This is a genomic window from Croceicoccus mobilis (assembly GCF_001661965.1).
GTDB classification, from domain to species: Bacteria; Pseudomonadota; Alphaproteobacteria; order Sphingomonadales; family Sphingomonadaceae; genus Croceicoccus; species Croceicoccus mobilis.
Map to the genome: position 1 here is coordinate 51497 of NZ_LYWZ01000022.1, position 25411 is coordinate 76907.

The 25411-nt window shown below is 63.8% G+C and carries 24 protein-coding genes; 11 read left to right on the top strand and 13 right to left on the bottom strand.

Going from position 1 to position 25411, the window contains the following annotated elements:
* Positions 1-505: 505 nt before the first annotated feature.
* Together A9D13_RS07775 and recN are read right to left on the bottom strand one after the other, a co-directional pair.
* A complete protein-coding gene (locus tag A9D13_RS07775) occupies positions 506-1633 on the bottom strand; it encodes an AI-2E family transporter (protein WP_066772234.1) in 1128 nt (375 codons plus the stop codon).
* Positions 1634-1644: 11 nt separating this feature from the next.
* Entirely contained in the window at positions 1645-3333 is a 1689-nt protein-coding gene (gene recN / locus A9D13_RS07780) for a DNA repair protein RecN (RefSeq protein WP_066772235.1), read from the bottom strand.
* A 277-nt stretch (positions 3334-3610) separates the two neighbouring features.
* On the opposite strand from recN, the gene A9D13_RS07785 reads away from it, so the two are divergent.
* The 4 genes from A9D13_RS07785 (at position 3611) to A9D13_RS07800 (ending at position 7078) form a co-directional block, all read left to right on the top strand.
* Positions 3611-4477: a UDP-2,3-diacylglucosamine diphosphatase gene (locus A9D13_RS07785; RefSeq protein WP_066773822.1), complete on the top strand. Its 867-nt coding sequence runs from the start codon at positions 3611-3613 to the stop codon at positions 4475-4477.
* A complete protein-coding gene (locus A9D13_RS07790; RefSeq protein ID WP_066772238.1) occupies positions 4477-5547 on the top strand; it encodes a glycosyltransferase family 4 protein in 1071 nt (356 codons plus the stop codon). The genes A9D13_RS07785 and A9D13_RS07790 overlap by 1 nt, the downstream gene beginning before the upstream one ends.
* Positions 5548-5606: 59 nt before the next feature.
* The gene (locus A9D13_RS07795; RefSeq protein WP_268235786.1) at positions 5607-6143 is read left to right on the top strand and encodes a GNAT family N-acetyltransferase; all 537 of its coding nucleotides are present in this window, start codon (positions 5607-5609) and stop codon (positions 6141-6143) included.
* A gap of 149 nt (positions 6144-6292) precedes the next feature.
* Complete coding sequence (locus tag A9D13_RS07800; RefSeq protein ID WP_066772242.1) at positions 6293-7078, top strand: glutaredoxin family protein; 786 nt, start codon at positions 6293-6295, stop codon at positions 7076-7078.
* Positions 7079-7087: 9 nt separating this feature from the next.
* Here A9D13_RS07800 and A9D13_RS07805 read toward each other — a convergent pair whose 3' ends face one another.
* Both A9D13_RS07805 and A9D13_RS07810 read right to left on the bottom strand, forming a co-directional pair.
* Entirely contained in the window at positions 7088-7741 is a 654-nt protein-coding gene (locus A9D13_RS07805; protein ID WP_156521962.1) for a hypothetical protein, read from the bottom strand.
* An 11-nt stretch (positions 7742-7752) separates the two neighbouring features.
* Entirely contained in the window at positions 7753-8532 is a 780-nt protein-coding gene (locus A9D13_RS07810; protein WP_066772246.1) for an outer membrane protein assembly factor BamD, read from the bottom strand.
* Between the two features lie 199 nt (positions 8533-8731).
* Here A9D13_RS07810 and A9D13_RS07815 point away from each other — a divergent pair, with 199 nt between their 5' ends.
* Both A9D13_RS07815 and A9D13_RS07820 read left to right on the top strand, forming a co-directional pair.
* Positions 8732-9583: a metallophosphoesterase family protein gene (locus A9D13_RS07815; protein WP_172808126.1), complete on the top strand. Its 852-nt coding sequence runs from the start codon at positions 8732-8734 to the stop codon at positions 9581-9583.
* A 25-nt stretch (positions 9584-9608) separates the two neighbouring features.
* The gene (locus tag A9D13_RS07820; RefSeq protein ID WP_066772250.1) at positions 9609-9914 is read left to right on the top strand and encodes a hypothetical protein; all 306 of its coding nucleotides are present in this window, start codon (positions 9609-9611) and stop codon (positions 9912-9914) included.
* Positions 9915-10068: 154 nt separating this feature from the next.
* On the opposite strand, the gene A9D13_RS07825 is transcribed toward A9D13_RS07820, so the two are convergent.
* Positions 10069-10257, bottom strand: coding sequence for a YgaP family membrane protein (locus A9D13_RS07825; RefSeq protein ID WP_066772251.1), 189 nt, complete (start codon positions 10255-10257; stop codon positions 10069-10071).
* Positions 10258-10328: 71 nt separating this feature from the next.
* Positions 10329-12008, bottom strand: coding sequence for an FAD-binding protein (locus A9D13_RS07830; RefSeq protein ID WP_066772253.1), 1680 nt, complete (start codon positions 12006-12008; stop codon positions 10329-10331).
* Positions 12009-12211: 203 nt separating this feature from the next.
* Between A9D13_RS07830 and A9D13_RS07835 the strand changes: the two genes are divergently transcribed.
* On the top strand, positions 12212-12466 hold the full coding sequence (locus tag A9D13_RS07835) for an HP1242/YdcH family protein (RefSeq protein ID WP_066772255.1): 255 nt from the start codon (positions 12212-12214) through the stop codon (positions 12464-12466).
* Positions 12467-12616: 150 nt separating this feature from the next.
* Here A9D13_RS07835 and lepA read toward each other — a convergent pair whose 3' ends face one another.
* A complete protein-coding gene (gene lepA, locus A9D13_RS07840) occupies positions 12617-14437 on the bottom strand; it encodes a translation elongation factor 4 (RefSeq protein ID WP_066772258.1) in 1821 nt (606 codons plus the stop codon).
* A 148-nt stretch (positions 14438-14585) separates the two neighbouring features.
* On the opposite strand from lepA, the gene A9D13_RS07845 reads away from it, so the two are divergent.
* Both A9D13_RS07845 and A9D13_RS07850 read left to right on the top strand, forming a co-directional pair.
* A complete protein-coding gene (locus tag A9D13_RS07845) occupies positions 14586-15434 on the top strand; it encodes an alpha/beta fold hydrolase (RefSeq protein WP_066772260.1) in 849 nt (282 codons plus the stop codon).
* A 75-nt stretch (positions 15435-15509) separates the two neighbouring features.
* Entirely contained in the window at positions 15510-16814 is a 1305-nt protein-coding gene (locus A9D13_RS07850) for an FAD-dependent oxidoreductase (RefSeq protein WP_066772261.1), read from the top strand.
* A 36-nt stretch (positions 16815-16850) separates the two neighbouring features.
* Here the strand turns inward: A9D13_RS07850 and A9D13_RS07855 are convergent, their stop codons facing one another.
* Positions 16851-17231 carry a hypothetical protein gene (locus tag A9D13_RS07855; protein ID WP_156521963.1) on the bottom strand — a complete coding sequence of 127 codons (381 nt, stop codon included), beginning with the start codon at positions 17229-17231 and terminating at the stop codon, positions 16851-16853.
* Between the two features lie 171 nt (positions 17232-17402).
* The gene (gene dnaN, locus A9D13_RS07860; RefSeq protein WP_066772264.1) at positions 17403-18539 is read right to left on the bottom strand and encodes a DNA polymerase III subunit beta; all 1137 of its coding nucleotides are present in this window, start codon (positions 18537-18539) and stop codon (positions 17403-17405) included.
* A gap of 348 nt (positions 18540-18887) precedes the next feature.
* Here dnaN and A9D13_RS07865 point away from each other — a divergent pair, with 348 nt between their 5' ends.
* Entirely contained in the window at positions 18888-19409 is a 522-nt protein-coding gene (locus A9D13_RS07865) for a hypothetical protein (protein ID WP_066772266.1), read from the top strand.
* Positions 19410-19535: 126 nt separating this feature from the next.
* Here the strand turns inward: A9D13_RS07865 and fabG are convergent, their stop codons facing one another.
* The 3 genes from fabG to A9D13_RS07880 are packed head-to-tail and all read right to left on the bottom strand — an operon-like array spanning position 19536 to position 22176.
* A complete protein-coding gene (gene fabG, locus A9D13_RS07870; RefSeq protein ID WP_066772268.1) occupies positions 19536-20285 on the bottom strand; it encodes a 3-oxoacyl-[acyl-carrier-protein] reductase in 750 nt (249 codons plus the stop codon).
* A 37-nt stretch (positions 20286-20322) separates the two neighbouring features.
* A complete protein-coding gene (gene fabD, locus A9D13_RS07875; protein ID WP_066772274.1) occupies positions 20323-21276 on the bottom strand; it encodes an ACP S-malonyltransferase in 954 nt (317 codons plus the stop codon).
* A gap of 30 nt (positions 21277-21306) precedes the next feature.
* On the bottom strand, positions 21307-22176 hold the full coding sequence (locus A9D13_RS07880; RefSeq protein ID WP_066772275.1) for an LD-carboxypeptidase: 870 nt from the start codon (positions 22174-22176) through the stop codon (positions 21307-21309).
* Positions 22177-22243: 67 nt separating this feature from the next.
* Between A9D13_RS07880 and A9D13_RS07885 the strand changes: the two genes are divergently transcribed.
* Entirely contained in the window at positions 22244-23671 is a 1428-nt protein-coding gene (locus A9D13_RS07885) for a glutamate ligase domain-containing protein (RefSeq protein ID WP_066772277.1), read from the top strand.
* A gap of 3 nt (positions 23672-23674) precedes the next feature.
* On the opposite strand, the gene A9D13_RS07890 is transcribed toward A9D13_RS07885, so the two are convergent.
* Positions 23675-25384 (bottom strand): M20/M25/M40 family metallo-hydrolase, encoded by a 1710-nt coding sequence (locus A9D13_RS07890; RefSeq protein ID WP_066772279.1) that lies wholly within the window; start codon positions 25382-25384, stop codon positions 23675-23677.
* Positions 25385-25411 lie beyond the last annotated feature (27 nt).

Below are 25411 nucleotides of genomic sequence, written 5' to 3' on the forward strand. Positions count from 1 at the left end.
AAATCGGGATGGTTCATGCAGAGGGAATGAGGCTCAGACGACCCGGTTCCATAATGGACCACCTCTTACATATTTTTGCGAATAACTACGTATTAATTAGCCATTCGACAGCGACTTATGCATAGTGCCATCAGCAGTAGCCAACCCCTACTGCGCCGGGCGCGGCCCCCGCACCACAAGCCGCGCCCGGCAACAATTCCGTTAATAGCTTGTCGATGCGTGACTTTCTGCGTCAGAACGGTTTCTGGCATGGGGCAAAAGCCTGTGCGTGTCGACCGGATTCGCAGGCAGAATCCGATTCGCCGCGACCAGACGCAAACGGCGATAAATACATATTTTGTATAATTTCAGGCCGTGAATTTCCGCTCGCAGATCATGCATATTGCGGCGATTTGCATGATTTTAGCGATAGCCGCCGGACAAGCTGACGACACGAACCGTCGTGCCGAAGGGTGAGCCGGAGAGGGCCAAGCCATGCACCTATCTCACGCTCTTTCGCGGGGGCCTAGGCGCCCTCACCGTCGGCAGGCACTGATTGGGGCCGGGTTTGGGTTTGGGCGTCGCGCTGTTCGCGCAGGATCGTCCAGCTTGACAGGAACAGCCCCGCAACCACCGGCCCCACCACGATCCCCGTCATGCCAAGGATCGCGATGCCGCCCAGCGTGGTGATCAGGATGATCCAGTCGGGCATGCCGGTGTCCCGGCCCACCAGGATCGGGCGCAACACATTGTCGGCCATCCCGATGACGAAGACACCCGAAACGACAACCACCACGCCCTGCCAGATCTGCCCCGTCGACAGCAGCCAGATCGCCACGGGAATCCACGCCAGCGCGGTGCCCACCGCCGGAAGCAGCGACAGGATCGCCATCAACAGGCCGAACAGCAGCGCAGCGGGCACGCCCGCGATCCAGAAGGTGATCGCGCCCAGCGCGCCCTGCACCAGCCCGACGACCAGCGATCCCTTAATGGTGGCACGCACGACCGCGACGAAGCTGTCAGCCAGCCGCACGGAGACCGCAGGCGGAAAGGGCAGCGCATCGCGCAATTGCGGGCCCAGCATCTCCCCATCGCGCAGCAGGAAAAAAGTGACGTACAGGCCTACGCCGAACGACAGGACAAAGCCCGCGACCCCGCCGCCGATCGCCAGCGCCTGCCGCGCTATCAGCCCGACGCTGGCTTCGATCAGCAATTCGATCCGTTCCTGGATCGCCTCGAAATCATTATAGCCCGCATTGTCGACCCAGCCCTGCACCCGCGCGGGCAATGCGTCATAGGCCCACTGGAAATAATCGACCGCGTTAAGCTGCTGCTCCTGCAGCAGGATGTAAAGTTCGGTCGCCTGCCGCACGATCATGATGCCAATGATCAGCAGCGGGATGACGACCGCGAATGTGATGATCAACAGGGTCAAAAATGCGGCGCGATTGCGCTTTCCGGGCATGTTCGAATGGATGCGCCGGAACAGCGGCTGGAACATGATCGCAGCCAGCATCGCCCAGAACAATGGTGACAGGAATGGCCATGCGATCACGGCCAGCAGCACGGTGATGGCCGCAAGGAACAGCAGGAAGCCGCCGCGCTCCACCCGGTCGGTGCGCAATTCGCGCTCCTCTTCGGTCAGTTCCTTCATCGCCTGCCCCCTCAGACCTTTTCGAGCAGGCGTTCGGCCTGCGCGCGCGCTTCGGGCGTGATTTCCGCGCCTGAAAGCATGCGGGCGATTTCCTCGACCCGCTCGCCCTTGTCCAGCTGGCGGACGGAGGTGCGAGTGACGATGCCCTGGCTCGATTTCGCGATCATGTAATGGCTGCCGCCACGTGCGGCGACCTGCGGGCTGTGGGTGACGGCAAGAAGTTGTCCCGCCGCGCCGGATCCATTGGCCGTGCCGCTCGCCAGCCGCGAAAGCCTGTCGCCGATGGCATCGGCCACCGCGCCGCCCACCCCGCGGTCGATCTCGTCAAAGATGATGACGGCCGCACCGCCCTCCTCTGCCAGCGCGACTTTCAGCGCGAGGATGAAGCGGGAGAGTTCCCCGCCCGATGCGATCTTGTTCAGCGGCGCAAAAGGCGCGCCCGGATTGGTCGCGATCATGAATTCGACCGCGTCGATGCCATGCGCGCCCCAGCGATCTTCGGGCAGGCGCTGGATCGCGGTGCGGAATTTCGCGGCATCGAGCTTCAGCGGCGCCAGCTCTGCCGCGACCGCCTTGTCCAGCCGCCGCGCCGCTTCCACCCGCGCGGTCGACAGCGTTTCGGCGATCGCGTGGTAATGCGCGCCCGCGTCGAACGCCTTGCGCTTCAATTCGGCCACGCGCTCGGTGCCATGCTCGATATCGGTGAGCGCGGCCTTCATCTCTTCGAGCTTCGCCGGCAGGGCATCGACCGTGGTGTCGTGTTTCCGCGCGGCGGCGCGCAGATCGAACAGGCGTTCTTCGGTATCGTCCAGAACCTGCGGGTCGAAGCTCAGCGCCTCGCTTGCGCGGTTCAGCGCCTCTTCCGCCTCACCCCCTTCGATCAGCGCGCGGTCCAGCGCCTCCAGCGCCTCACCCAGCGCGGGATGATCCTCGGCAATCCGGTCCAGCTTGCGCGCGGCGCTACGCAATTGCGCCAGCGGGCCGTCAGAGCCGGTAAAGACATGGCCGAGGTCTTTCAGATCATCGGCCAGCCGCTCGCCCTTTTGCATGTCGGCGCGAGCCAGAGCCAGTTGCTCCTCCTCGCCCGGCATGGGCCCCAGCTTTTCCAGCTCCTCGACATGCGCTGCCAGCAGTTCCTGCTCGGCTTCCGCATTGGCGATGGCGGCGATGGCGGCTTCCAGCGCGTCCTCGGCCTTGCGCCAAGCGTTCCATGCCGAAGCCACCTCGCCCTCGTCCATCCCGGCATAGCGGGTGAGAAGCAGGCGATGCCCGCGCGGGTTCACAAGACCGCGATCGTCATGCTGACCGTGCAATTCGACCAGCGCCGGGGCCAAGGCGCGCAGCACGGCAACGCCAACAGGCTGGCCGTTGATGAATGCTTTCGACCCGCCATCTGCCTTTACCTGACGGCGCAATACCAGCGGCTCGCCCGGTTCCATCTCGACGCCGGCATCGTCCAGCACCTCGGTGATCAAGGCGGGCATGGGGGTGAATTCGAAAGTCGCGGTCACGCTCGCCTGCGCTTCGCCGGCGCGCACCAGCGATGTTTCGGCGCGGTTCCCCAGCACGAGACCCAGCGCATCGAGCAGGATCGACTTGCCCGCCCCCGTCTCGCCCGTAAGCACGCCGAGTCCTGCCGGGAAGGCAAGGTCAAGCGCTTCAATCAGCACGATATTGCGGATCTGCAAGCTGGTCAGCATTTCAAGGCCCAGTATTGCCTGTCATCTCAGGCGATAGCCACCGGTGCGTGCGGCAACGCACAAGTCGCCCCCAGCTTTTCCACAGCTTTGCCCAGCGCGCCGTCACACCCCCGTCACATCGCCACCAAACCGCAACACCGGCCTGACATGGCGGCATCAGCACGAAGTTCATGTCACTCGCCAAGGGTTTGGCGCAGATCCAAAGGGGGTCCGGACGATGAAACACAATGCCTTTGCACGGAAGCTGATCGAGAACGGCCTGACCACCGCCATGCCCATGCCGGGATCGCTGCCCGACTGGCTGAGCCATCCCGAACCGCGCGGCTTTCGCCCCAAACGCAAATATCGCACCGTCTATATCTCCGACGTGCATCTGGGAACGAAGGGCTGCAATGCGGGCCTGCTCATCGACTTCCTGTCGGGGATCGAGTGCGAGACGCTCTATCTCGTTGGCGACATCGTCGATGGCTGGCGGCTGAAAAAGGGCTGGTATTGGCCCGACGAACATAATGAAGTCGTGCGCCGCATATTGAAGATGGCGCACCGGGGCACCCGCGTGATCCTTGTCGCGGGCAATCATGACGAGATGCTGCGCGCCTATGCCGGCATGCACTTCGGCGGCGTGGAGATCGCGGACGAGGCCATTCATGTCACCGCCGATGGCCGCCGCCTGCTGGTCACTCACGGCGATGCCTTCGACGGCGTCGTGCTTTATGCCCGCTGGCTCGCGTTTCTGGGTGATAAGGCTTACGAGCTTTTGCTGAAAGCCAATGTCGGTTTCAACGCCGCCCGGCGGATGCTGAAGCTCCCGTACTGGTCGCTGTCCGCTTACCTGAAACACCGGGTGAAAAACGTCGTCCAGTTCGTCTGCGACTATGAAGAGGCCGTCGCCCATGCCGCGCGCGAGATTGGCGTGGATGGCGTGGTCTGCGGCCATATCCACTGCGCCGAAATCCGCCAGATCGGCGACATCACCTATTACAATGACGGCGACTGGGTCGAAAGCTGCACCGCTCTGGTCGAGGAAGCCGACGGCGAAATGCGCATCATCGACCACGCAGCCGACATGCGCGAACGCGAAGCCCGCGCGAAGCTGACGCCTGCGCCAGCGCTCAAGCCGGAGCGCGAGAAAGAGCCCGCCTGATGCGTATCCTGATCGCCAGCGACGCATGGGTGCCGCAGGTCAATGGCGTGGTCCGCACGCTGCAGGAAACGGTCACGCGCCTGCGCGGGCGCGGACATGTGGTTGAGATGCTGACGCCCGACCAGTTCCTCAGCATGCCGATGCCGTTCTATTCGGAAATCCGTCTGGCGCTGAAACCGGGCGCGGTGGCGGCACGCCGCATCGCCGCCTTCGCGCCCGATATCGTCCATATCGCGACCGAAGGGCCGATCGGCTGGGCGGCGCGGCGCTGGTGCCTGAAAAACGCCATGCCGTTCACCACCGCGTTCCACACGCGTTTCCCCGATTACGCCGCCGTGCGCACAGGGCTGTCGGCGGAGCGTTTCTGGCCGGTCATGCGGCGTTTCCACGCGCCGTCGCGCACCGTGCTGGCCGCCACGCCATCGCTGCGCGAGGAACTGGCGGGGCGCGGCATCGGTCCGCTGGCGCCATGGTCGCGCGGGATCGATGCCGAGCTGTTCAATGCGCAGGTTACGCCCGATGCCGAATTGGCCGCCCTGCCCGGCCCCGTCTTGATCTATGTCGGACGTGTCGCCCCAGAAAAGGGGCTCAACGATTTCCTGGGCTGTGGCCATCCCGGCACCCGCGTGGTCGTGGGCGATGGCCCGGCATTGCCCACGTTGAAGCAGCGCTATCAGCGGGCCGTATTCACCGGAAAGCTAACCGGTTCAGCCCTTGCCAGTGCCTATCGGGCAGCGGATTGCTTCGTGTTTCCCAGCCGGTCGGACACTTTCGGCCTTGTCATGGTGGAGGCATTGGCCTGCGGCGTTCCGGTCGCGGGCTATCCGGTGCAGGGCCCGATCGACATCGTCGGCCCCGACGGACGCGGCGGATCGGGCGAGCTTGCCCGCCCCATCGGCGCGGTCGACGACGATCTCGACGCCGCCATCGCCCGCGCATTGCTGGCGGACCGCACCGACTGCGCCGAATATGGCGCAAGTTATAGCTGGGACGCGGCGACCGATCAGTTCATCGCCGCCTTGGGCTATGTGGTGGGGGCAGAACACGTAGACGGCGCGCAGGCGGCGTGAGCCCGCCACCGATTGCAGTTTTGCAGGCGCGGCCATAAGCCTGCCCCATGCCCGCCTCTATGCCAGCGTCCCTGCCGATCCAAACCGAGCGCCTCATCCTGCGCCGACCGGAAATGGCTGATGCACCCGCCCTGCACCATATCGCCAGTGACGAGCGGGTCGCCAGCACGACGGCATCGATCCCGCATCCCTATCCGGACGATGGCGCGCAGGAATTCATCGCCGCGATCCGCGACAATACCGATCGCGACCAGCTCAACCTCGTCATTCAGATAAAAGGCAGCGATGTAATCGGGATGGCCGGTTTCCGCCCGCATGAGGGGCATGTCGAGCTGGCCTATATGATCGGCCATGCGCATTGGGGGCACGGCTATGCGACAGAGGCAGCACACGCCATCGTTCGACATGTCTTTGCCAATAGCTTGCATGACGTGATTCTGGCCCGTGCCATGACGCGCAACCCTGCGTCCGAAGCCGTCATCCGCAAGCTTGGGTTTCGTCAGACCGGGGTAGCCGATGTCGATGTACCCATGCGCGGAGGCGTATTTACATCATCGTTCTGGCGGCTGGAACGCGCGGATCGACATGACGGCTGAAGCGGCACTATCTTAATCGCCCCCGTCACGCCGGCCAGGCTGGGAATCGGGAACGGCATTCCCGAACCCCTTCCCGGGAACAAACAGCCCCCATTTCCGCGTTGCATCCATATACAGCCCTGCAATCGCGAACCCGAAAGCCCAAACTCATGCATGCTCCCACCTCCTCCGCCACCCGCGTATCGCCGCCGGATGCGAAGAAGGCCGTGCTCTACCGCATGGTCATGGAAAAGCATGTCTGCCCCTTTGGCCTAAAATCGAAGCACATCCTTGAGAGCAATGGCTATGAGGTCGAGGACCACTGGCTGACCACGCGTGAGGAAACCGACGCGTTCAAGGAAAAACACGATGTGAAGACCACGCCGCAGACCTTTATCGGCGGCGACCGGGTGGGCGGATATACCGAGCTCAGGAAGTTCTTTGGCAAGCATGTCGCCGAAAAGGGGGAGACGAGCTACACGCCCGTCCTCATGATCTTCGGCATGGGTCTGGCGATGGCGCTGGCGGCCGCTTTCGTCGCATTCGGGACGGTGATTACCTTTCGCGTGGTCGAATGGTTCGTCGCCTTCACCATGTGCCTGCTGGCGCTGCAGAAACTGCAGGATGTCGAGAGTTTCTCGACCATGTTCCTGAATTACGACCTGCTCGCCCGCAAATGGGTGCCCTATGGCAAGATCTATCCCTTCGCCGAAGGAGCAGCGGGCGTGCTGATGATTGCAGGCGTGCTGACTTGGATTGCCGCGCCGGTCGCTTTGTTCATCGGCACCATTGGCGCGGTCAGCGTGTTCAAGGCAGTCTATATCGACAAGCGCGAACTGAAATGCGCCTGTGTCGGTGGCGGATCCAACGTGCCTTTGGGCTTTGTTTCGCTCACCGAGAATCTGGCGATGATGGCAATGGGGCTATGGATGGGTGGCCGCGCGCTGCTGGGTTAGGCCAGCGGTTTAGCAGATCGATCGCGGCAGACGGGAATACAGCCGCCATTCGCCATCGGTGCGCCGGTATACGCTTGTCATCTGCCCGCAAGAATGGGAATCGACAAAGGCGAGATCGCCGACGATTTCCGGAATGCTGAAACCGATCGCCACATCGCATTCAGAAAGCGTCATTTCATCTGGATCGAGCAGTTGCGCGAAATCCGGTGCCAGAGCCTCCGGAATAATCGACCGCCGCGGCGGATCTGCCCGATTGCGTTCAAGAACCTGATCGCTGGCTGCTTGGAGAATTCGTTGATCCTCTGGAGACAGGGTCGCCTGCTTGCCAGATGCCGAAGTGTCCACGGCAGGCCAAAGCCCGCCCCGATTGGCGAAATCCGAAAGATCCTCGTGGGATCGCACCGCCTTCTCGCTCGTCACGATGCGATTGATGCAGACCGGCGCGTTCGAAGGTTTGGCCGGGCTCTCGGTTGCTGCCATTGCGGCTGCAATTACATCTGCCTCGGAAGCGGAAAGCGCGATATCAACCGGAGCTTGAGCGGCCTTGCGCTGCGCGACGCCGCTGCCCGCTGAAACCGATTCGGATACTGCGGACTGACGTTCGGATCGGCCGGATTGGGGATTGCCGCATCCAACCAGCGACAAAGCCGCCAGCACGGTCAATCCCGCCCGCATCATCCCATGAAGCCGGGCGCCTTCTTTTCCATCAGCTCATAGGCGCGGTCATACCATTCGTTGCCCGGATAGTTCGCACCCAGCACGGCGGCGGATTTCTGCGCCTCTTCAGGCAGGCCCAGCGCCAGATAGCTTTCGGTCAGGCGATACAGCGCCTCGGGCGCGTGGCTGGTTGTCTGGTAATCGTCCACCACTTCGCGGAAACGCAGGGTGGAAGCGAGCCACTTGCCGCTCGACTGGTAGAAACGGCCCACGGTCATTTCCTTGCCCGCGAGATGGTCGTTCACAAGGTCGAGCTTCAGCTGCGCATCGGCGGCATATTCGCTGCCGGGATAGCGGCGGATCACCTCGGTCAGCGCGGTCTTCGCCTGCAGCGTGGTGGCCTGGTCGCGGGTAACGTCGCTGATCTGCTCGTAATAGGAAAGCGCGATCAGATAGCTGGCATAGGGCGCGTCCTTATTACCCGGATGGATCGACAGGAAACGCTGCGCCGACTGGATCGCCTGCGTGTAGTTACGCGCGACATAATAGGAAAACGCGCTCATCAGCTGCGCGCGGCGGGCCCATTCGGAATAGGGGTGCTGGCGCTCCACCTCGTCGAAGAGGGCGGCGGCCTGCTTCACCTGCCCGCGGTCGAGCCGGTCTTTCGCCGCGAAATAGAGCGTTTCCACATCGCGCGCGACATAGGCGGTGTCGGGTCCGTCACTCTTGCCGCCGGCGCAGCCCGCGACGAGCGCGGCCGAAAGGACAATGAAAGCGGTGCGCGGCAAAAGGCGCATGGACGACGCGGAAAAGCGGCTGGTCTGGGCAGTCATGGGCTGAGCCTATAGCGGGGGGCGATGTGAACGCCAAGTGAAGTTGGCACGTCAGGCACAGGCATATGCACCATGCAGCGATGATCGGCATCGACGAATGGTCCGGTCACTAGCCCCTTTCAGGCGGTTCCCACCCGCGCGATACCGTGCAAGGATACATCCCATGTCCACCCGAAGGCCCCTGTTTTCCGGCATGCGCCCTGGCAGCCCGCAGTTCGAGCGGGTCTATGCCATTGGCGATGTGCACGGGCGGCTGGACCTGTTCCGCAAGCTTATATCCGACATCGCGATCGACAACCGCCTGCGCGATCCCGCGGTTACCGGCATCGTGCTGCTGGGCGATCTCATCGACCGGGGTCCGCATTCGGCGCAGATGCTGCGATCCTGCATGAAGCTGTGCGCATCGTCCGACCGCTTCATCGTGCTGAAGGGCAATCACGAGGCGATGATGGCCGATGCGCTGCGCCGCGACCTGCGCGTGCTGGGCCCGTGGCTGCGCTATGGCGGGCGCGAGACATTGCACAGCTTTGGCATGAGCGATGACGAGATCGACGAGCCCGAACCCTTTGACGTCGCGGCCATCGCGCGGGAAAAGGTGGGGAGCGAAATCCTCGACTGGCTGGATGGATTGCCGGTGTCGCTGCGCTGCATGAATTATTTCTTCGTCCACGCAGGCATTCGCCCCGGAATACCGATCGACCGGCAGGAAGAAGATGACCTGTTGTGGATTCGCGAACCGTTTCTGGGCTGCGATGACGGGTTCGGCGATCTGATCGTCGTCCATGGCCATACCGTCAGCGAAGGGCGCCCGCATATCGGCGAACATCGCATCGGCATCGACACGGGCGCCTATTACACCGGCCAGCTCAGCGCCGTGGGGCTGGAGCGGTCGGAGGGCTGGATTTTTTCAGCCGTTGATGCCAGTCTGCAGGGCACGGCGGATATCGAATATGACGCCGTTTCCGATCTTATGGAGGCCGAGCAGGAGGGCATGGGGGTGCCCGGCAGGCCGTAAGCGTATCGACAAGGGGGATCGACACATGGACATGAGCCCGCTGAAACTGCGCCGCTGCGATGCGTTCGGCGAAGAGGTTCTGGACGCCGATCTCGCCTCGATCCTTGGCGACCGGACCGGGCGCCCGTCGCCCGCGCAATTGCTGCATGACTGGTGGCATCGGCCCGAGGTCGAGCGCATCTGGCAGGCCCCGCCCAGCTGGCGGGACAATCTGGTCTGGTATGCGCTGGCCATCGCCTTGCTGCAGGTCACGCTGTTCGCATCGCTTGCCTTCAGCGAGGAAAGCCTGCTCGACGATCTGGCGATGCTGGCCAGTGTCTTCGGCGCCTAGCGCCCGAAACCGAAACCGGCGGCGCGGCGCGTCCGGAGCCCCCGCTCACCCACGCGCCGCACCGCCGACGGCTTCTGACCGACATGGCAGCGGGACCCTTGCGACATCCTCCGCCCGGCAGACCCTCATCCGCCGTACCGCATGACCGCTGCCGTCAGCTCCGCTTGCAGGTGTCGATCCCGATCAGCCTGTAGGCGGGACAGAAGCCCACGACACCGGTGACGAGCGGGACGAGACCAAGCCAACCCCAGGCAGTCTTCGGACCCACGAACACCAGCGCGATCAGGATAAGCCCCACGACGATGCGCAGCGCCCGGTCCCCTTTTCCTTCATTGCAGGGCATCTGAAAGCTCTCCATCAGAAGCGACCGGTTGATAATCTAGGGCAGTTGCCATGGCGGGTAATTGATGTGGGTCAAACGCCTGTCATTTCCATCTGGCCCGTTGAGGCCGGACGATTGTTCTGCCGACTTGCCGCCGTCAGCCCGGCAAGATAGCCAAAGGTCGCGGCCGCCGCGATCGTTGCGCCCGCGCCGGGATAGGTGTGGCCAAAGGGCGATCCGCTCCCGTTGCCGGCGGCGTAAAGCCCCTCGATCGGCTGGTCCTGTGCGTCCAGCACGCGCGCGTTACGATCGGTCTTGATCCCGCCATTAGTGCCAAGATCGCCCGGCCTGATCACCGCGGCCCAGAACGGCGCATGGACAATCTCACCCAGGCTGGGGTTCGGGCCATGCGCCGGATCGGCCCAATAGCGGTCGTAATCGGTGTCGCCGCGCCCGAAATCAGCATCCTTGCCGCTGCGCGCGAAGCTGTTGAAACGGCTTACCGTCGCTTCGAGCACCGCGGGATCGAGCCCGCATTCACGCGCGAGATCGGCAATTGTCGCCGCCTGTTTCAGGAAGCCATTGGCCATCATCTCGCGGCGGATCGCCTTGTCCGAAAGCTCGGCGAAAATATAGCGTTTGAGGAATCTGCCATCCATGATCAGCCAGTGGCGCTCATCGCTGGCGCCATGCTCGTGCATGGTCTTGCCCGTGGTCATGTAGGAGCGGGCCTCGTTCATATAACGCTGCCCCTTTGCATCGACGATGATGCTGCCCGGAAGCGCGCGCAGGCCAAGGGCAAGACCGTTCTGCTGCTCGCTCACCTGGATCGAGGGCATCCACCAGCAATCGTCGGTCAGCTCGCTGGCCGCCCCTGCCGCGGTTGCGAGCTGATAGGCATCGCCTTCGTCTTCCGCGATCGCATTGGTCCATGTCCGCTCGCGCCCCTGCAATTGCTTGCGCAGCCCGGCATTGCGCGCGAACCCGCCAGCGGCAAGGAGGACGCCGGCTGGCGCATGAAGCTCTTCACGCCCGCCATCGCTCTCGATCACGGCGCCGGTCACTTTGCCATGTTCAAGGGTCAGGTCGACCAGCCGTGTCGAGAGCCGCACCGGGATCTGCCGCGCATCGACGATGCGCATCAATGCCGCAGCCAGCGCGCGCCCATTGCCCAGAGGTCGCTTCCCCATCCAGCGGCGCAGGCGATAACCCGCCGCCGTCCCCGCCGCCTCCAGCAGCAGGCGCGGCGTGGTATATGCGCGGGTCAGCGAACCGAATTGCCCGCTGTGGATCGCCGGTATGTCGAGATCGGCCAGCCGCATCGTTTCAAAGCGTTCGCCCAAGGCTCGTCCGTCGAACGGCGCGGATTCGATGGTCCGCCCCGCCCCGCTGCCCGGCACGCCGGGGTAGTAATCGGGATGATCGGTGATCCGGAACCAGCGAAACCCCTCATCCGCCAGCATCCGCGCCATCTGCACGGAATGTTCGAGAAATGCCTCTGCCTTGGCGATCTCGCGCTTATCCGCATCTGGCCCGATCAGCGTGCGGACATATTCCGCCGCCGCTTCGGGCGTATCCCCCGCGCCCTGCTGCTGCATCAGGTCGTTGCACGGAACCCAAAGCACCCCGCCCGATGTCGCGGTGGTGCCGCCCCAGCAATCGGCCTTTTCGATGATCAGCGGGCGCAGCCCGTTGAGGCTGGCCGTGATGGCCCCCAGCATGCCGGCCGCGCCCGAGCCGACGACCAAAAAATCGAAATCACTCTCCGCCACGTTCCCACCCCGCCTTTATCGCAACCCTCTCCGGGCAGAGGCTAGGACCCGATTCGCATGGCATCGACCCTCACTTGTGTGAGGCTGACGCGCGATGGTTGCGGGCAGGGTGACGTCATCTCGGCTCGGTTTGCGCCAGATCAAGGTGCGCGCGGCGCGCGGCGCTATCCTGATCGCATCAACCTGAACGGGAGGCGCCATCCATGTCGCAGCATACACCCAATGAACTGACGAAAATCTTCGCCCGCGACCGCGAACTGGTCACGCGGCTAAAGCAGGAAGACGCCCATTTCGCGCGGCTGGCCGAGGAATATCACGAGGTGAACCGCGAAGTGCACCGGATCGAGGCCGAGACCGAAGCCGCCAGCGACGAGCGGACCGAGGCGGCGAAGAAGAAGCGGCTGGCGCTGCTTGACGAAATCACGGCGCTGGTGACGCGGGCGCGGGCTGCGGTTTGATCGTCGGCGGCGGCTTGATGTTGGGCGCTGGGGCTTCGGCAAAGCCGCGGCCCTGACGTCGAACGGCTCGCTTTGGGCCTTTGGCCCTTGCGGCCGCCGGCCGGAGTAACCGGCGCTCGCTTCCAGCGCTTTCGCGCTAGGCGCGGGCCGTCACTCCTCACCCATCCGCAGCGCGGCGATGAACGCCTCCTGCGGGATCGATACATTGCCGTATTCGCGCATCCGCGCCTTGCCCTTCTTCTGCTTGTCGAGCAGCTTCTTCTTACGCGAGATATCGCCGCCATAGCACTTGGCGGTCACGTCCTTGCGAAGCGCGGCGATGGTCTCGCGCGCGATGACCTTGCCGCCGATGGCCGCCTGGATCGGGATCTTGAAGAGGTGACGCGGGATCAGGTCCTTCAGCCGCTCGCACATGCCGCGCCCGCGTGCTTCGGCGACGGAGCGGTGGACGATCAGCGACAGCGCATCGACCGGCTCGTTATTGACGAGGACGTTCATCTTGACGAGATCGCCCTCGCGCAGGCCGATCTGTTCATAGTCGAAGCTGGCATAGCCCCGGCTGATCGACTTCAAACGGTCGTAGAAATCGAACACCACTTCATTGAGCGGCAGTTCATATGTCACCTGCGCACGCCCGCCGACATAGGTGAGGTCGACCTGGATGCCGCGCCGGTCCTGACACAGCTTCAAGATCGCGCCGAGATATTCGTCGGGCGTGTAGATCACCGCCTTGATCCACGGCTCCTCGATCGATTCGATGCGGTTGACGTCGGGGTAATCGGCCGGGTTGTGCAGATAAAGCTCGCGCGCCTCATCCGTGCGCGAGGCGGAAAGCTGCAGGCGATAGACCACCGACGGCGCCGTGGTGATGAGGTCGAGGTCATATTCGCGGCTCAGCCGCTCCTGAATGATCTCAAGATGCAAGAGGCCAAGGAACCCGCAGCGGAAACCGAAGCCCAGCGCCGCGCTCGTCTCCATCTCATAGCTGAAGCTGGCGTCGTTCAGGCGCAGCTTGCCGATCGAATCGCGCAGTTTCTCGAAATCGGCGGCATCGACCGGGAAGAGACCGCAGAACACCACCGGCTGCACTTCCTTATAGCCGGGCAATGCCTCGACAGCGCCGCCTTTTACCGTGGTGATGGTGTCGCCGACCTTGGCCTGCTCGACTTCCTTGATCTGCGCGGTGATGAAACCGATCTCGCCGGGGCCGAGTTCAGGGAGCTGCTCGATCTTGGGCCGCATGCAGCCGACACGGTCGACCAGATGGGTCGTGCCGCCCTGCATGAACTTGATGTTGTCGCCTTTTTTCATGACGCCATCGATGACGCGCACAAGAATGACGACGCCCAGATACGGATCGTACCAGCTGTCGACCAGCAGCGCCTTCAGCGGCTTGGTGCGGTCGCCGCCCGGCGGCGGAATGCGGGTGACGATGGCTTCCAGCGTCTCCTCGATGCCGATACCTGATTTCGCGCTCGCCAGCACGGCGTCATGCGCCTCGATGCCGATGATGTCCTCGATCTCGGCCTTGACCTTGTCGGGTTCGGCGGCGGGCAGGTCGATCTTGTTGATGACGGGCACGATCTCGTGATCATGCTCGATCGACTGATAGACGTTCGCAAGCGTCTGTGCTTCCACGCCCTGCGCCGCGTCGACCACCAGCAGCGCGCCTTCGCAGGCGGCAAGGGAGCGGCTGACTTCATAGGCGAAGTCGACGTGGCCGGGCGTGTCCATCAGGTTGAGCTGATAGGTCTTGCCGTCCTTCGCCGTGTAATTCAGGCGCACGGTCTGCGCCTTGATCGTGATGCCGCGCTCGCGCTCGATGTCCATGTTGTCGAGCACCTGCTCGCTCATCTCGCGGTCGGTCAGCCCGCCGGTGAACTGGATCAGCCGGTCGGCCAGTGTCGACTTGCCATGGTCGATGTGCGCGATGATCGAGAAATTACGGATGGTGGAAAGGTCGGTGCTCATGTCAGCGCCGTTAGCAGCGCCTTTCGCCCCTGTCAGCAGGGATCACGCGCATGGCGCGCCCAGTTTGTCGCTTATCCTCGTCGGTAAGTCCCTATTGTCCCTAAGAACGCTGGGCAGCCCCGCCCCTGCGTGCTAGCGCGCCGGGGCAATGAAGTTCACCTATCGCAAGATCAAGGTCGGCGCACTGACCCTGCGCGTGGCGCAGGCCGGCAATAATGGCAACAAGGCTTCCGCCCTGCCGCCACTGCTGCTTTTGAACGGCATCGGATTCAACGCCGAGCTGATGGAACCGCTGGCCCGCGCGCTGGCGACGGACGAACATGGCGAATCCAATGGCCGCGCCATCGTTATCCCCGACATGCCCGGCTGCGGCGGGTCACCCGATCCTGCGGGCAACTGGCTGATGTATCGCCTCTCAGGCGCGATCAGCGAAATGATGGCGCAGCTTCATCCGGGGCGCAGCTTCGACTGCCTCGGCTTTTCATGGGGCGGCGCGCTGGCGCAGCAGATCGCGGTGCAGGCTTCGCGCCGGGTGGAGCGGCTGATGCTGATCTCCACCACCTGCGGCCTGCCGGTGGCGCCGGCGAACCCGGACGTGGTGAAACGCCTGTTCGACCCGGAAGAATATGTCGATCCGCGCCGCCTCACATCGAATTTCATCGCGCTGCTCGAAGAAAGCGGCGCGGGCGCGGGGTTGATGAAGCGTTTCCGCTCGCCCACCCCGGCGGGCGTGGGCAATCAGCTGCTGGCGCTGACGGGCTGGTCCGTCGCCCCCATGCTGCCCTTCGTGCGGGTGCCGACGCTGCTGGTCGGCGTGGTTGACGATGCGGTCGTGCCCTTTGCCCACCATCACATGCTTACCTGCCTGATGCCGCATGCCAGCGTATTGAATGTCGGGTCGGGCGGGCATTTGACCTCGCTTGCCAGCCCGGAAAAGATCGCGCCCGATATGCGCCGTTTCCTTGCCGGCGAAAGCGTGGCGCGCGGGCGGGCCTGAAAGGGCCAAGGTTTCCCCTTTTCATTTGGGCGCAGCGCACTAGCCTGTCCGTAAAGGCACAGGAGAGAAGAGCATATGCGTCACCTCGCCATCGTGGGTTCGGGACCTGCCGGCTATTACACGGCGGAGGCCGCCGCCAAGCAATGGGGCGAGGATGTGCGCGTCGACGTGTTCGACATGCTGCCCGTCCCCTATGGCCTGATCCGCACCGGGGTCGCGCCCGATCACCAGTCGATCAAGGCGGTGTCGCGCCGCTATGAAAAGACGGCGCTGTCAGACAATGTCCGCTTCGTCGGCAATGTCTGCATCGGCGAGGATGTAACCCTCGACGAATTGCGCGTTCTTTACGATGCGGTCGTGCTGGCGACCGGCGCGCCGCATGACCGGCCGCTGGGGATAGAGGGTGCGGACCTGCCCGGCGTCTATGGCAGCGCCGAATTCGTCGGCTGGTATAATGGCCACCCCAATCACGCCGATCTCGATCCCGATGTGCTGGGCAAGCGGGCCGTGGTGATCGGCAATGGCAATGTCGCATTGGACATCGCGCGCATATTGTCGAAAACGGCGGAGGAGTTCGCAGGCTCGGACATCGTCGCCCACGCGCTCGACATATTGAAAACCTCGAAGCTGGAGGAGATCGTGATCCTGGGCCGCCGCGGCCCGCACCAGATCGCGATGACGCCCAAGGAACTGGGCGAGCTGGCGCAGCTTGAGCGTGCGGCCCCGCTGGTGGAAAATTCCGACCTGCCGCCGGAAAGCGAGGACGAGGCGCTGGAGCCGGGGCAGAGGAAATCGGTTCAGCTGCTGCGCGATTTCGCAGCGGCGAAACCGGACAAGCCGCTGACCATCCATTTCGATTTCTTCGCCCGCCCGAAACAGATCAGCGGCGACGGAACGGTTCAGGCCGTGGAGGTCGAGCGGACCGAGGTGATCGATGGCAAGGTCGGTGGAACGGGCGAGACCTATACCCTGCCCTGTTCGCTGGTGGTCGCCGCCATCGGCTATCGCAGCGCGCCCATCCCGGGCGTTCCCTTCGACGAGAAATCGGGCCGCTTCGCGAGCGAGGATGGGCGAATACTGCCGGGCCTGTATTGTGTCGGCTGGGCGCGGCGCGGCCCCACGGGCACCATCGGCACCAACAAGCCCGACGGCTTTGGCATTATCGAAAAGGTCGCCGCCGACATGGCGGCAGGCGTTCTGGGCGGTGAGGACAAGCCGGGCCGCCCCGGTTTCGATGCGCTTGCCGAAAAGCGCGGGATCGACATCGTCACTTTCCGCGACTGGCAAAAGATCGAGGAAGCCGAGATTGCCGCGGCGCGATCGGGCGCCCCGCGCGAGAAATTCACCATTGTCGAGGAAATGATCCGCGCCGGGCGTTAAGCCCGGTGCAGATCAAGGCCTCGGAATTATCGGCTGTCAGCGGCTCGCTTCGGTACCCGGCGCTGCCTGTGCGCGCATACCGCTCAGCGTGGTTTCCACGCGCTGGCCAAAGCTGTTCGCCTGCGGTCCACACAGCTTGTTCGCCTCATCGACATCGCCCAGCAGCGACTGAAGGGTCTGCGGGTTGATCTTGGTCTCGATCTTGCCGCCGGTCGATTTTTCATAGCGGCCCGCGAAATAGGCCATCATGAAGCCGAGCGCGTTCTTCTTGCCTTCGTCCTGCTCCTGCGCGCTGGCGACCATCGCCCACGCGGTGCAGCGCAGATCGGGATCGACGGCGCCCTGCGCCATGGCGGGGGCGGCAAAGCCACCGGCCAGCGTGGCGAAAGCGGCGATGGAAAGGGCGGTCTTCTTCATCATGTTCTCCGAATTCAATGTGGGCGCGCCCATGGGACAGGCCCGCCGCGCGATCAAGCGCAGTCGAACCGCCCCTTGGACGAGTCGGGCTTTCACTGGGATGAAGCAGTCGACAGGAAGCCTTGGAAAACGGACAGCGCGTGTCTGTTTTCCGCGCGCCTTTCCCGCGTTCTAGACCCGCATGGGCATCAGCACATAGAGCGCGGGGCTCTGCGCGTTCTGCCGGATCAGCGTCGGAGCGCCCGCATCGGCGAGATGCAGTTCGACATTGTCGCCCTCGATCTGGGCGAGGATGTCCTTGAGATAATTGGCGTTGAAGCCGATCTCCAGACCTTCCGCGCCGTAATCGGCGGCAATTTCCTCGGCCGCGGTGCCATTGTCGGGGCTGGTGACCGACAGCGTCACGCGGTCGGTATCGAGCGCCATCTTAACAGCGCGGGTCTTTTCCGTGGCGATCGTCGCCACGCGGTCGACGCCGGCGAAAAAGCTCTTGGGATCGACCTTCAGCAGCTTGTCGTTCCCGGTCGGGATGACGCGGCTGTAATCGGGGAAGGTGCCATCGATCAGCTTGCTGGTAAGCACGATGCCCGATTCGCCGCCCAGCGTGAAACGGATCTTCGATGCCGACAGGTCGATCGAGACATTGGTGTCGAGCGCCTCTTCAAGCAGCTTGCGAAGCTCTGCCACACATTTGCGCGGCACGATCACGTCGGGCATGCCCTCTGCCCCGTCGGGACGCGGCAGGGTAAAGCGCGCAAGGCGGTGACCGTCGGTCGCAGCGGCCTTGAGCACGGGCGAACCGTTGGGGCCATCCTCTGCCACGTGCAGGAAGATGCCGTTGAGGTAATAGCGCGTCTCTTCGGTGCTGATCGCGAAACGCGTGCGGTCGATCATCTGCGCCAGCGTTGCGGCCGGAACCTCGAACGTGGTCGGCAGGTCGCCCTCAACGATCACGGGGAAATCGTCACGCGGCAACGTCGGCAGCTGGAAACGGCTGCGGCCTGCCTTGACGATCATGCGGTTCTCGCTCGTCTCCAGGCTCACCTGCGAACCGTCGGGCAGCTTCCTCGCAATGTCGAACAGGAGATGGGCCGAAACGGTGATCGCGCCCGCACCTTCCACCGAAGCGGCGGGCATGGTTTCTACCACCTGCAGGTCGAGGTCGGTCGCCATCAGGCGCACGCGGCCATCGGCCAGCGCCTCGATCAGCACGTTCGACAGGATCGGGATCGTGTTGCGGCGTTCCACCACCGACTGCACATGCGAAAGACTGTGCAGCAGGGTTGCCCGTTCGATCGTCGCCTTCATTTCAATCAGATCCCCCAGCGGTCCTGAAGCGCGGACCAAGAGAGCCCGGCGGAGAACGCATGGAATCCGACCGGGCGAGAATTTCGGTCGAACTTTCCTAGCGGATGAGTGCTTGCGAACAAGGCGAACGAAGCGCGAACGTCTCGATTCTGGGGATAAAACCGGTGATAGGAGGGCGGTCTTTATAAAGATGTCCGGCATCTCGAAACGGAACACGGCCTCTCGACCGAGCTTTGGTAGAGATCGGACAAAGTAATCATGGTAAATTTGGCGCTAAGCGTGCCTGACAAGAAACCTGCAAGGTGATGCGTCCAGACTTACCCTCAAGCAACAGAGGGAAGCTTACCCATGAAGATCACCGCTCGTAAAACTGTCCTTGCCGCCGGTTCCGTCGCGCTGGCGATGACCCTTGGTGCATGCGCCCAGAATTCCGCGCCCGTCGCCGCCGTTTCGAAACCGCTGCCCGCACCCGTCGTGGCAAAGCCCGCACCCCAGCCCAAGCCGCTGGTCGTGCGCTACAAGGCGGAAGACGCGACCGTGTGGCGCCTGCGCTCGGGCCTCAATGTCGCGGCGCTCACCTGCAAGGGCAAGGGCCGCGTCGACGTGACGGCAGCCTATCGCGAGATGCTCGCCCGCCACCGGACCCTGCTCAAGACCGCCTATAATTCCGAAGTGAAGAAATATGGCGCCTCGGCTTTCGACCGCCAGCAGACCCGCGTCTACAACGGCTTCTCGCAGCAGCAGTCGCCCGAAGATTTCTGCAAGGCGGCAGCGCAGGTCGCTTCGGAAGCGAACGAACTCGACTCGACCAAGCTCTATCCCGCGGCCCCGGTGCTGGTCGCCAAGCTGGAGCGTGGCCTGGGCGGCTGATCCGGACCGTTGGCGGACCGGCCTTCCTGACCGGCCGGTTCGTCATCCAGCCGTATAGAAAAAGGGCGCGGCGCACATCGGTGCAGCCGCGCCCTTTTCGTTTGGGTAACTGGTCCGGCGTGCGGATCAGACCATGACCATGCCGCCGTTCACATGCAGCGTCTGGCCGGTGATGTAGCCCGCTTCCTTCGACGCGAGATAGGCGACGGCAGCGCCGATATCCTCGCCCTCGCCCATGCGGCCCATCGGGATCTTGCCGTTCAAAGCCGCCTTCTGCTCGTCGGGCAGCACGTCGGTCATCGCCGTGCGAATGAAACCGGGCGCAACGCAGTTCACGGTGATGTTCCGGCTCGCCAGTTCCTGCGCGAGGCTCTTGGTCATGCCGGTCAGGCCCGCCTTCGCCGCGGCATAGTTCATCTGCCCCGGATTGCCGGTGGTGCCGACGACGCTGGTGATCGAGATCATGCGGCCGAACTTCGCCTTCATCATCGGGCGCGTGGCGGCACGCATCAGGCGGAAGGCGGAGTTGAGGTTCACCTGCATGACCGCATCCCAGTCCTCGTCCTTCATGCGCATCATCAGCCCGTCACGGGTGATGCCGGCATTGTTGACGAGGATGTCGAGCTTGCCCAGCGTATCGATCGCGGCGGGCACGAGCTGCTCGACGCTGTCGGGGTTCGACAGGTCGCAGGTGATCTCGACATGGTCGCCGCCCACCTCTTCGTTGAGCTGGTCGCGGAAGGCGCGAAGCTTGTCGCCATTGCTGCCCGACAGCGCAAGGCGCGCGCCCTGCGAAGCAAGGCTGCGGGCAATGCTGGAGCCGATGCCGCCGCTGGCGCCGGTGACAAGCGCGGTCATGCCGGTAAGGTCGAACATCTCTTGAATTCCTCTCGTAAAAGGGGCGCGGCGGGCCTTACAGGGCCTTTGCCAGCGCCTCGCAATCTTCCATGGTGACGATGGAATCGACCGCCGTATCGGTGGTCGACCGCTTGATCATGGGGGCAAGCACCTTGCCGCCCAGCTCGACGAAATGGGTCACGCCGACATCGGCCATCGCACCCATGCTTTCGCGCCAGCGCACGCGGCCCATGACCTGTGCGACCAGCAGCTTGCGGATCTCTTCGGGGTCGGCGACGGGCTTGGCCGTGACATTGGCGAAAACCGGCAGGCGGGGTGCGGCCGGCATGGTTTCGGCAAAGGCCGCATCCATGGCAGCGGCAGCGGGTTCCATCAGCGGGCAGTGGAAGGGCGCGGACACCGGCAGCGGCACGGCGCGGCGGAAGCCCAGTTCCTTGGCCAGCTTGATCGCGCGTTCGATCGCGCCCGCATGGCCCGACAGCACGACCTGTGTCGGGTCGTTGTCATTGGCCAGCGTGCAGACTTCCTTCACGCCGGTTTCGGGATCGAGCGAGGCTTCGCTGGCCAGCTTTTCGGCATCGTCGACGCTGCCGCCCAGCAGGGCACACATCGCGCCCATGCCCACCGGCACCGCCGCCTGCATCGACTGGCCGCGCAGCTTCAAAAGGCGCGCCGTATCGGCAAGGCTGAAAGCGCCGACCGCGCACAGGGCCGAATATTCGCCAAGGCTGTGGCCCGCGACATAATCGCCCTTTTCCGTAAGCGACACGCCGAAATCCTTTTCAAGCACGCGCAAGGTCGCGATGGCATTGGCCATGATCGCGGGCTGCGCGTTTTCGGTGAGGGTCAGCGTATCCTCAGGGCCTTCCGCCATGATGGCCGAAAGCTTGGCGCCCAGCGCCTCGTCCACTTCCTCGAACACTTCGCGCGCGGCGCTGCTGGCCGCGGCTAGGTCCGTGCCCATGCCGACCTTCTGGCTGCCCTGCCCCGGAAAGACGAATGCTCGCATGATCTCAAATCTCCTCTTTGGGCGCGCGGGTTATGCTCCCGCGTCGCGCTTGCCAAGGGTGAAACCGGGAATACCCAGAGGTGATGCCCGGTCTATGGGTCCGAAAGGCACGATGGCATTGGCATGATCGTGCCCGATATCAGCGCGGCCAAGGAACGGAATTCCCGCCTTGTGGCACCATTGCCGCGCGATCTCCTCCGCCTCCGTCCCGAAAGGGCGGTCGTTTTCGGGAACGTCGCTCACCCGCCCCAGCCGCAGGCCCGCCAGATCGCGAGGAAGCGTTTCGGACAGATGGAAGAACAGCCGGTCGATAGCATAGAGATGCTCGCTCACCTCTTCGACCAGCACGACATGGTGCGACAGGTCGGGCATCAGCGTAGTGCCCGTCAGCATCGCCAGGGTCATCAGGTTGAAAGCAACTGTCGGCGTCGCGTCCAGCCCCGCCTCAATCCCGGCGTTATCGCCCGATAGCCAGCCCAGCACGCGGGCGATCGCCTCTTCGCCGCGGCCGCGCTTTACGTCCAGCGGCATGGGTGCATGCACCGGCTGCCCGATGCCATGACGATAGAGCGCGCCCAGCAGATAGCCGCCATCCGAACTGCCGAGATAAAGCTTATGCCGCGCCGCGTCGCCCATGCGCGCCATAGCCTCGCCTGCAATCCGGTTCGAGCCATAGCCGCCGCGCGCGAACCAGACCGCATCGAAGGCGGGATCGTTGGCGCAGTCGAGCAAGGCTTCCAGCCGCATGTCGTCAGGCCCGGCAAAATGACCTTCGGCGGCGAAGCATTGCGGATGGAAATGAAGTTCCACGCCCGGAAAGCGCGCCGCGACAGCTTCCACCGGCGCGACCAGTTCGCGCGGGAATGAGGCAGACGGTGCACAGATGGCGACGCGGATCATGAAAAGCGGTGCTAGGCCGCCCGGCGTGGATTGCCAAGCGCGAGCCGCCCTTATAGCCACAGACGCAATGAGCGAGACCGATCTTTCCGCGCTGCTTGGGCGCCCCTTCTTTTTCTGTGGCATTGGCGGTTCGGGGATGCTTCCCCTCGCCTGCATCCTGCGCGGACGCGGGGCGGAGGTCGCCGGATCGGACCGCAGCCGCGACCAGGGCCGCTTTGCCGAGAAATTCGCATGGCTGGAAGCGCAGGGCATCACCCTCTTCCCGCAGGACGGCAGCGGCATCGCCAGCGCCGATCAGGTGCTGGTCGCCAGCGCCGCGATCGAAGACACCGTGCCCGAGGTGGCGCAGGCGAAGGCGCTGGGCTGTGCGCGCATGAGCCGGGCAGAGCTGCTATCCACCCTGTTCAACGATGCGGGCACGCGCATCGCCATCGGCGGGACCAGCGGCAAATCCACCGTGACCGGCATGACCGGCTGGATCATGACGCAGGCGGGTCGCGACCCGACGATCATGAACGGCGCGGTGATGAAGAATTTCACCGGCGCGGAAATGCCCTTCGCCAGCGCGAGGGTCGGCAGCCGGGGCGGCGCATTCGTGTCGGAGGTCGATGAGAGCGACGGCTCCATCGCGCTATATCGGCCCAGTGTCGCGGTGCTGTTGAACGTCACGCTCGACCATAAGAGCATGGATGACCTGCGCGCCCTGTTCGGCGATTACCTTGCCGCATCGGATGTGGCCGTGGTCAATGCCGATGACGCAGAAGCCGCCGCCCTGTCCGTCAACGCGAAATCTCTGGTCACTTACGGGATCGAAGCAGCCGATGCGCGCATCGGCATCGAACCGGGCAGCATCGTCGAAAGCGCGACTGGCATCGCCGCGACCGCGCTGGACCGGGAGGCAGGGACCAGCGCCGAAATCGCGCTGAAAGTGCCCGGCATGCATAACCTCTCCAACGCGCTGGCGGCCATCGGCGCGGCGGTTGCGGCAGGCGTCGAATTCGCGGCAGCGGTCGAAGCCGTGGGATCGTTCGAAGGCCTCGCCCGCCGTTTCGACATCATCGGCACCAGCACGGCTGGCGTGACCGTGATCGACGATTTCGGTCACAACCCCGACAAGGTGCGCGCCACCTTGCGCACGCTGCGCGCACATGAAGGTCGCGTCATCGCCTTTTTCCAGCCGCACGGTTTCGGCCCCTTGAAACAGATGGGCCGCGAACTGGCTGAGGTCTTTGCCGAGGAATTGACCGACGAGGACCGCGTTGTCCTGTGCGACCCGGTCTATTTCGGCGGCACGGTGGATCGCAGCGTCGGCAGCAGCGATCTGGCCCAATGGATCCGCGATGCCGGGAAAGAGGCGGACCACATTCCCAGCCGCGACGAATGCGGCGCCCATATCGTGGAAATCGCGAAGGCGGGCGACCGCATCGTGGTCATGGGTGCGCGCGACGACAGCCTTTCCGCCTTCGCGCGCACCATTTTGCAGCAGTTGGGCTGACGCTTATTCCGCCGCTTCGGCCGGAGCAGGAGCGCGGGGGCCTTCGGGGTCGAACTTGTCGCCGAAGTAATTGCCTTCGTACCACATCGGGCGGGCATCCGCGTTCGCGGTCAGCTTCACGATCTCATAATTGAGCAGCGCGAACTTGCGTGCCGATTCCCAGTTGAGCGGCTGCGACAGATCGTCGCCGGGACCATGGTAATCGGTCTTGAGGAAGTTGGTGAAGGCTTCCTTGCCGCCGTTCTCCACCCCGCTCATCAGGAACAGCGCGGGCACGCCTTCCTTGACGAAGCTGTAGTGATCGGAACGCACGAACAGGTTTTCATCCGGCAGGAAGTCGGGCGTCACACCAATGCCGGTGGCAGCGCCCGCTGCGGCCAGCGTTTCACCCATGGTCGAATTTTCCGCGCCAAAGCCAACGACATCGTCCATGTCGTAAAGCAGCACCGGCATGTCGAAATTGACGACGCCAACCGGCTCGCCATCTTCGCGCACCCAGTATTTCGCCATATATTCCGAACCCAGCAGGCCCTTTTCCTCACCGGTCAGGGCGACGAACAGGATCGGGCGGCGCGGGGCGGTGGGATTTTCGGCGATCACGCGCGCGACTTCCAGCATGGTCGCAACGCCCGCGGCATTGTCGAGAGCGCCATTGTAGATCGTGTCCTTCGGCTCGCCGTCTTCGTCCTCGCCCGCTTCCCACAGGTGGTTGCCGACATGGTCGAGGTGGGCGCTCATCACGACATACTGGTCGGCAAGCTGCGGATCGGAACCGGGGAGCACGGCGACGACATTGGCGCTCGTCACCTCTTCCCACTCGCTGACGGCCTTGACCTTCACCTCGCCCGGAATGACGAAGCCGGTCGGGCGCACGGCATCTTCCTCTTCGCTTTCATAAGCGTCGAGAAGGGCGGAAAGATCATGGCCGGAGCTATCGACCAGATCTGCTGCCGCTTCGGGCGATAGATAGGTCGAGAACTTGAGGTTCGGCGCATCGACGACAACCGTGCCATCGGGCGCGACCCACTTCTCGGCATGCCCCTCGATATAGCCGACCAGCTTTTCGAACGGCAGACTTTCCATCGCGCTTTTCGAACGGATCGAGATCATGCCGACCGCGCCCATGTCGCTGGCGACCTTGGTCTTGCCGCGCGACAGCGTGGCGGCGACATCGCCGGGAACGCCCTTGGGCGCGCCCGAGACGACGACCACGACCTTGCCCTTCACGTCGAGGCCAGCGTAATCGTCAATGCCGTTTTCGGGGCTGTGAATGCCCTGCCCGACAAAGACCATCGGCGCGCTCATGTCGATCAGCTGATCGGTGAAGCTGGCGCCGGTGATGAAGTCGGTTTTCAGCTCCAGTTCCTTCGCCTTGCCGTCCTGCACGATGGCAAGCGTCGATTCGGCAGGCGATGCCTTGCGAAAGGTGATGTCTTGCATCCACTTGCCATCCACGCCCGGCGTCAGCCCCATGGCGCGATAGCGCGATGCGACATAGGCGGCGGCGATATCGTAATATTCGCTGCCCGTGTCACGACCCTGCAGCAGGTCGTCGGCCAGGAACTGGACGGTCGCCTCGATCTGGTCGGCGCTGATTTCGCGCGCGGCTGGGTCGGCCTTTTCAGCAGGCGACTGGCCCGGAGCGTCGGCGTAAGCGGTAAGCGGCGAAAGTGCACAGCCGGCAAGGGCTGCGGCGACAAGCAGTTTGCGCATCGTTTCTAAAATATCCTCATGCGGGCA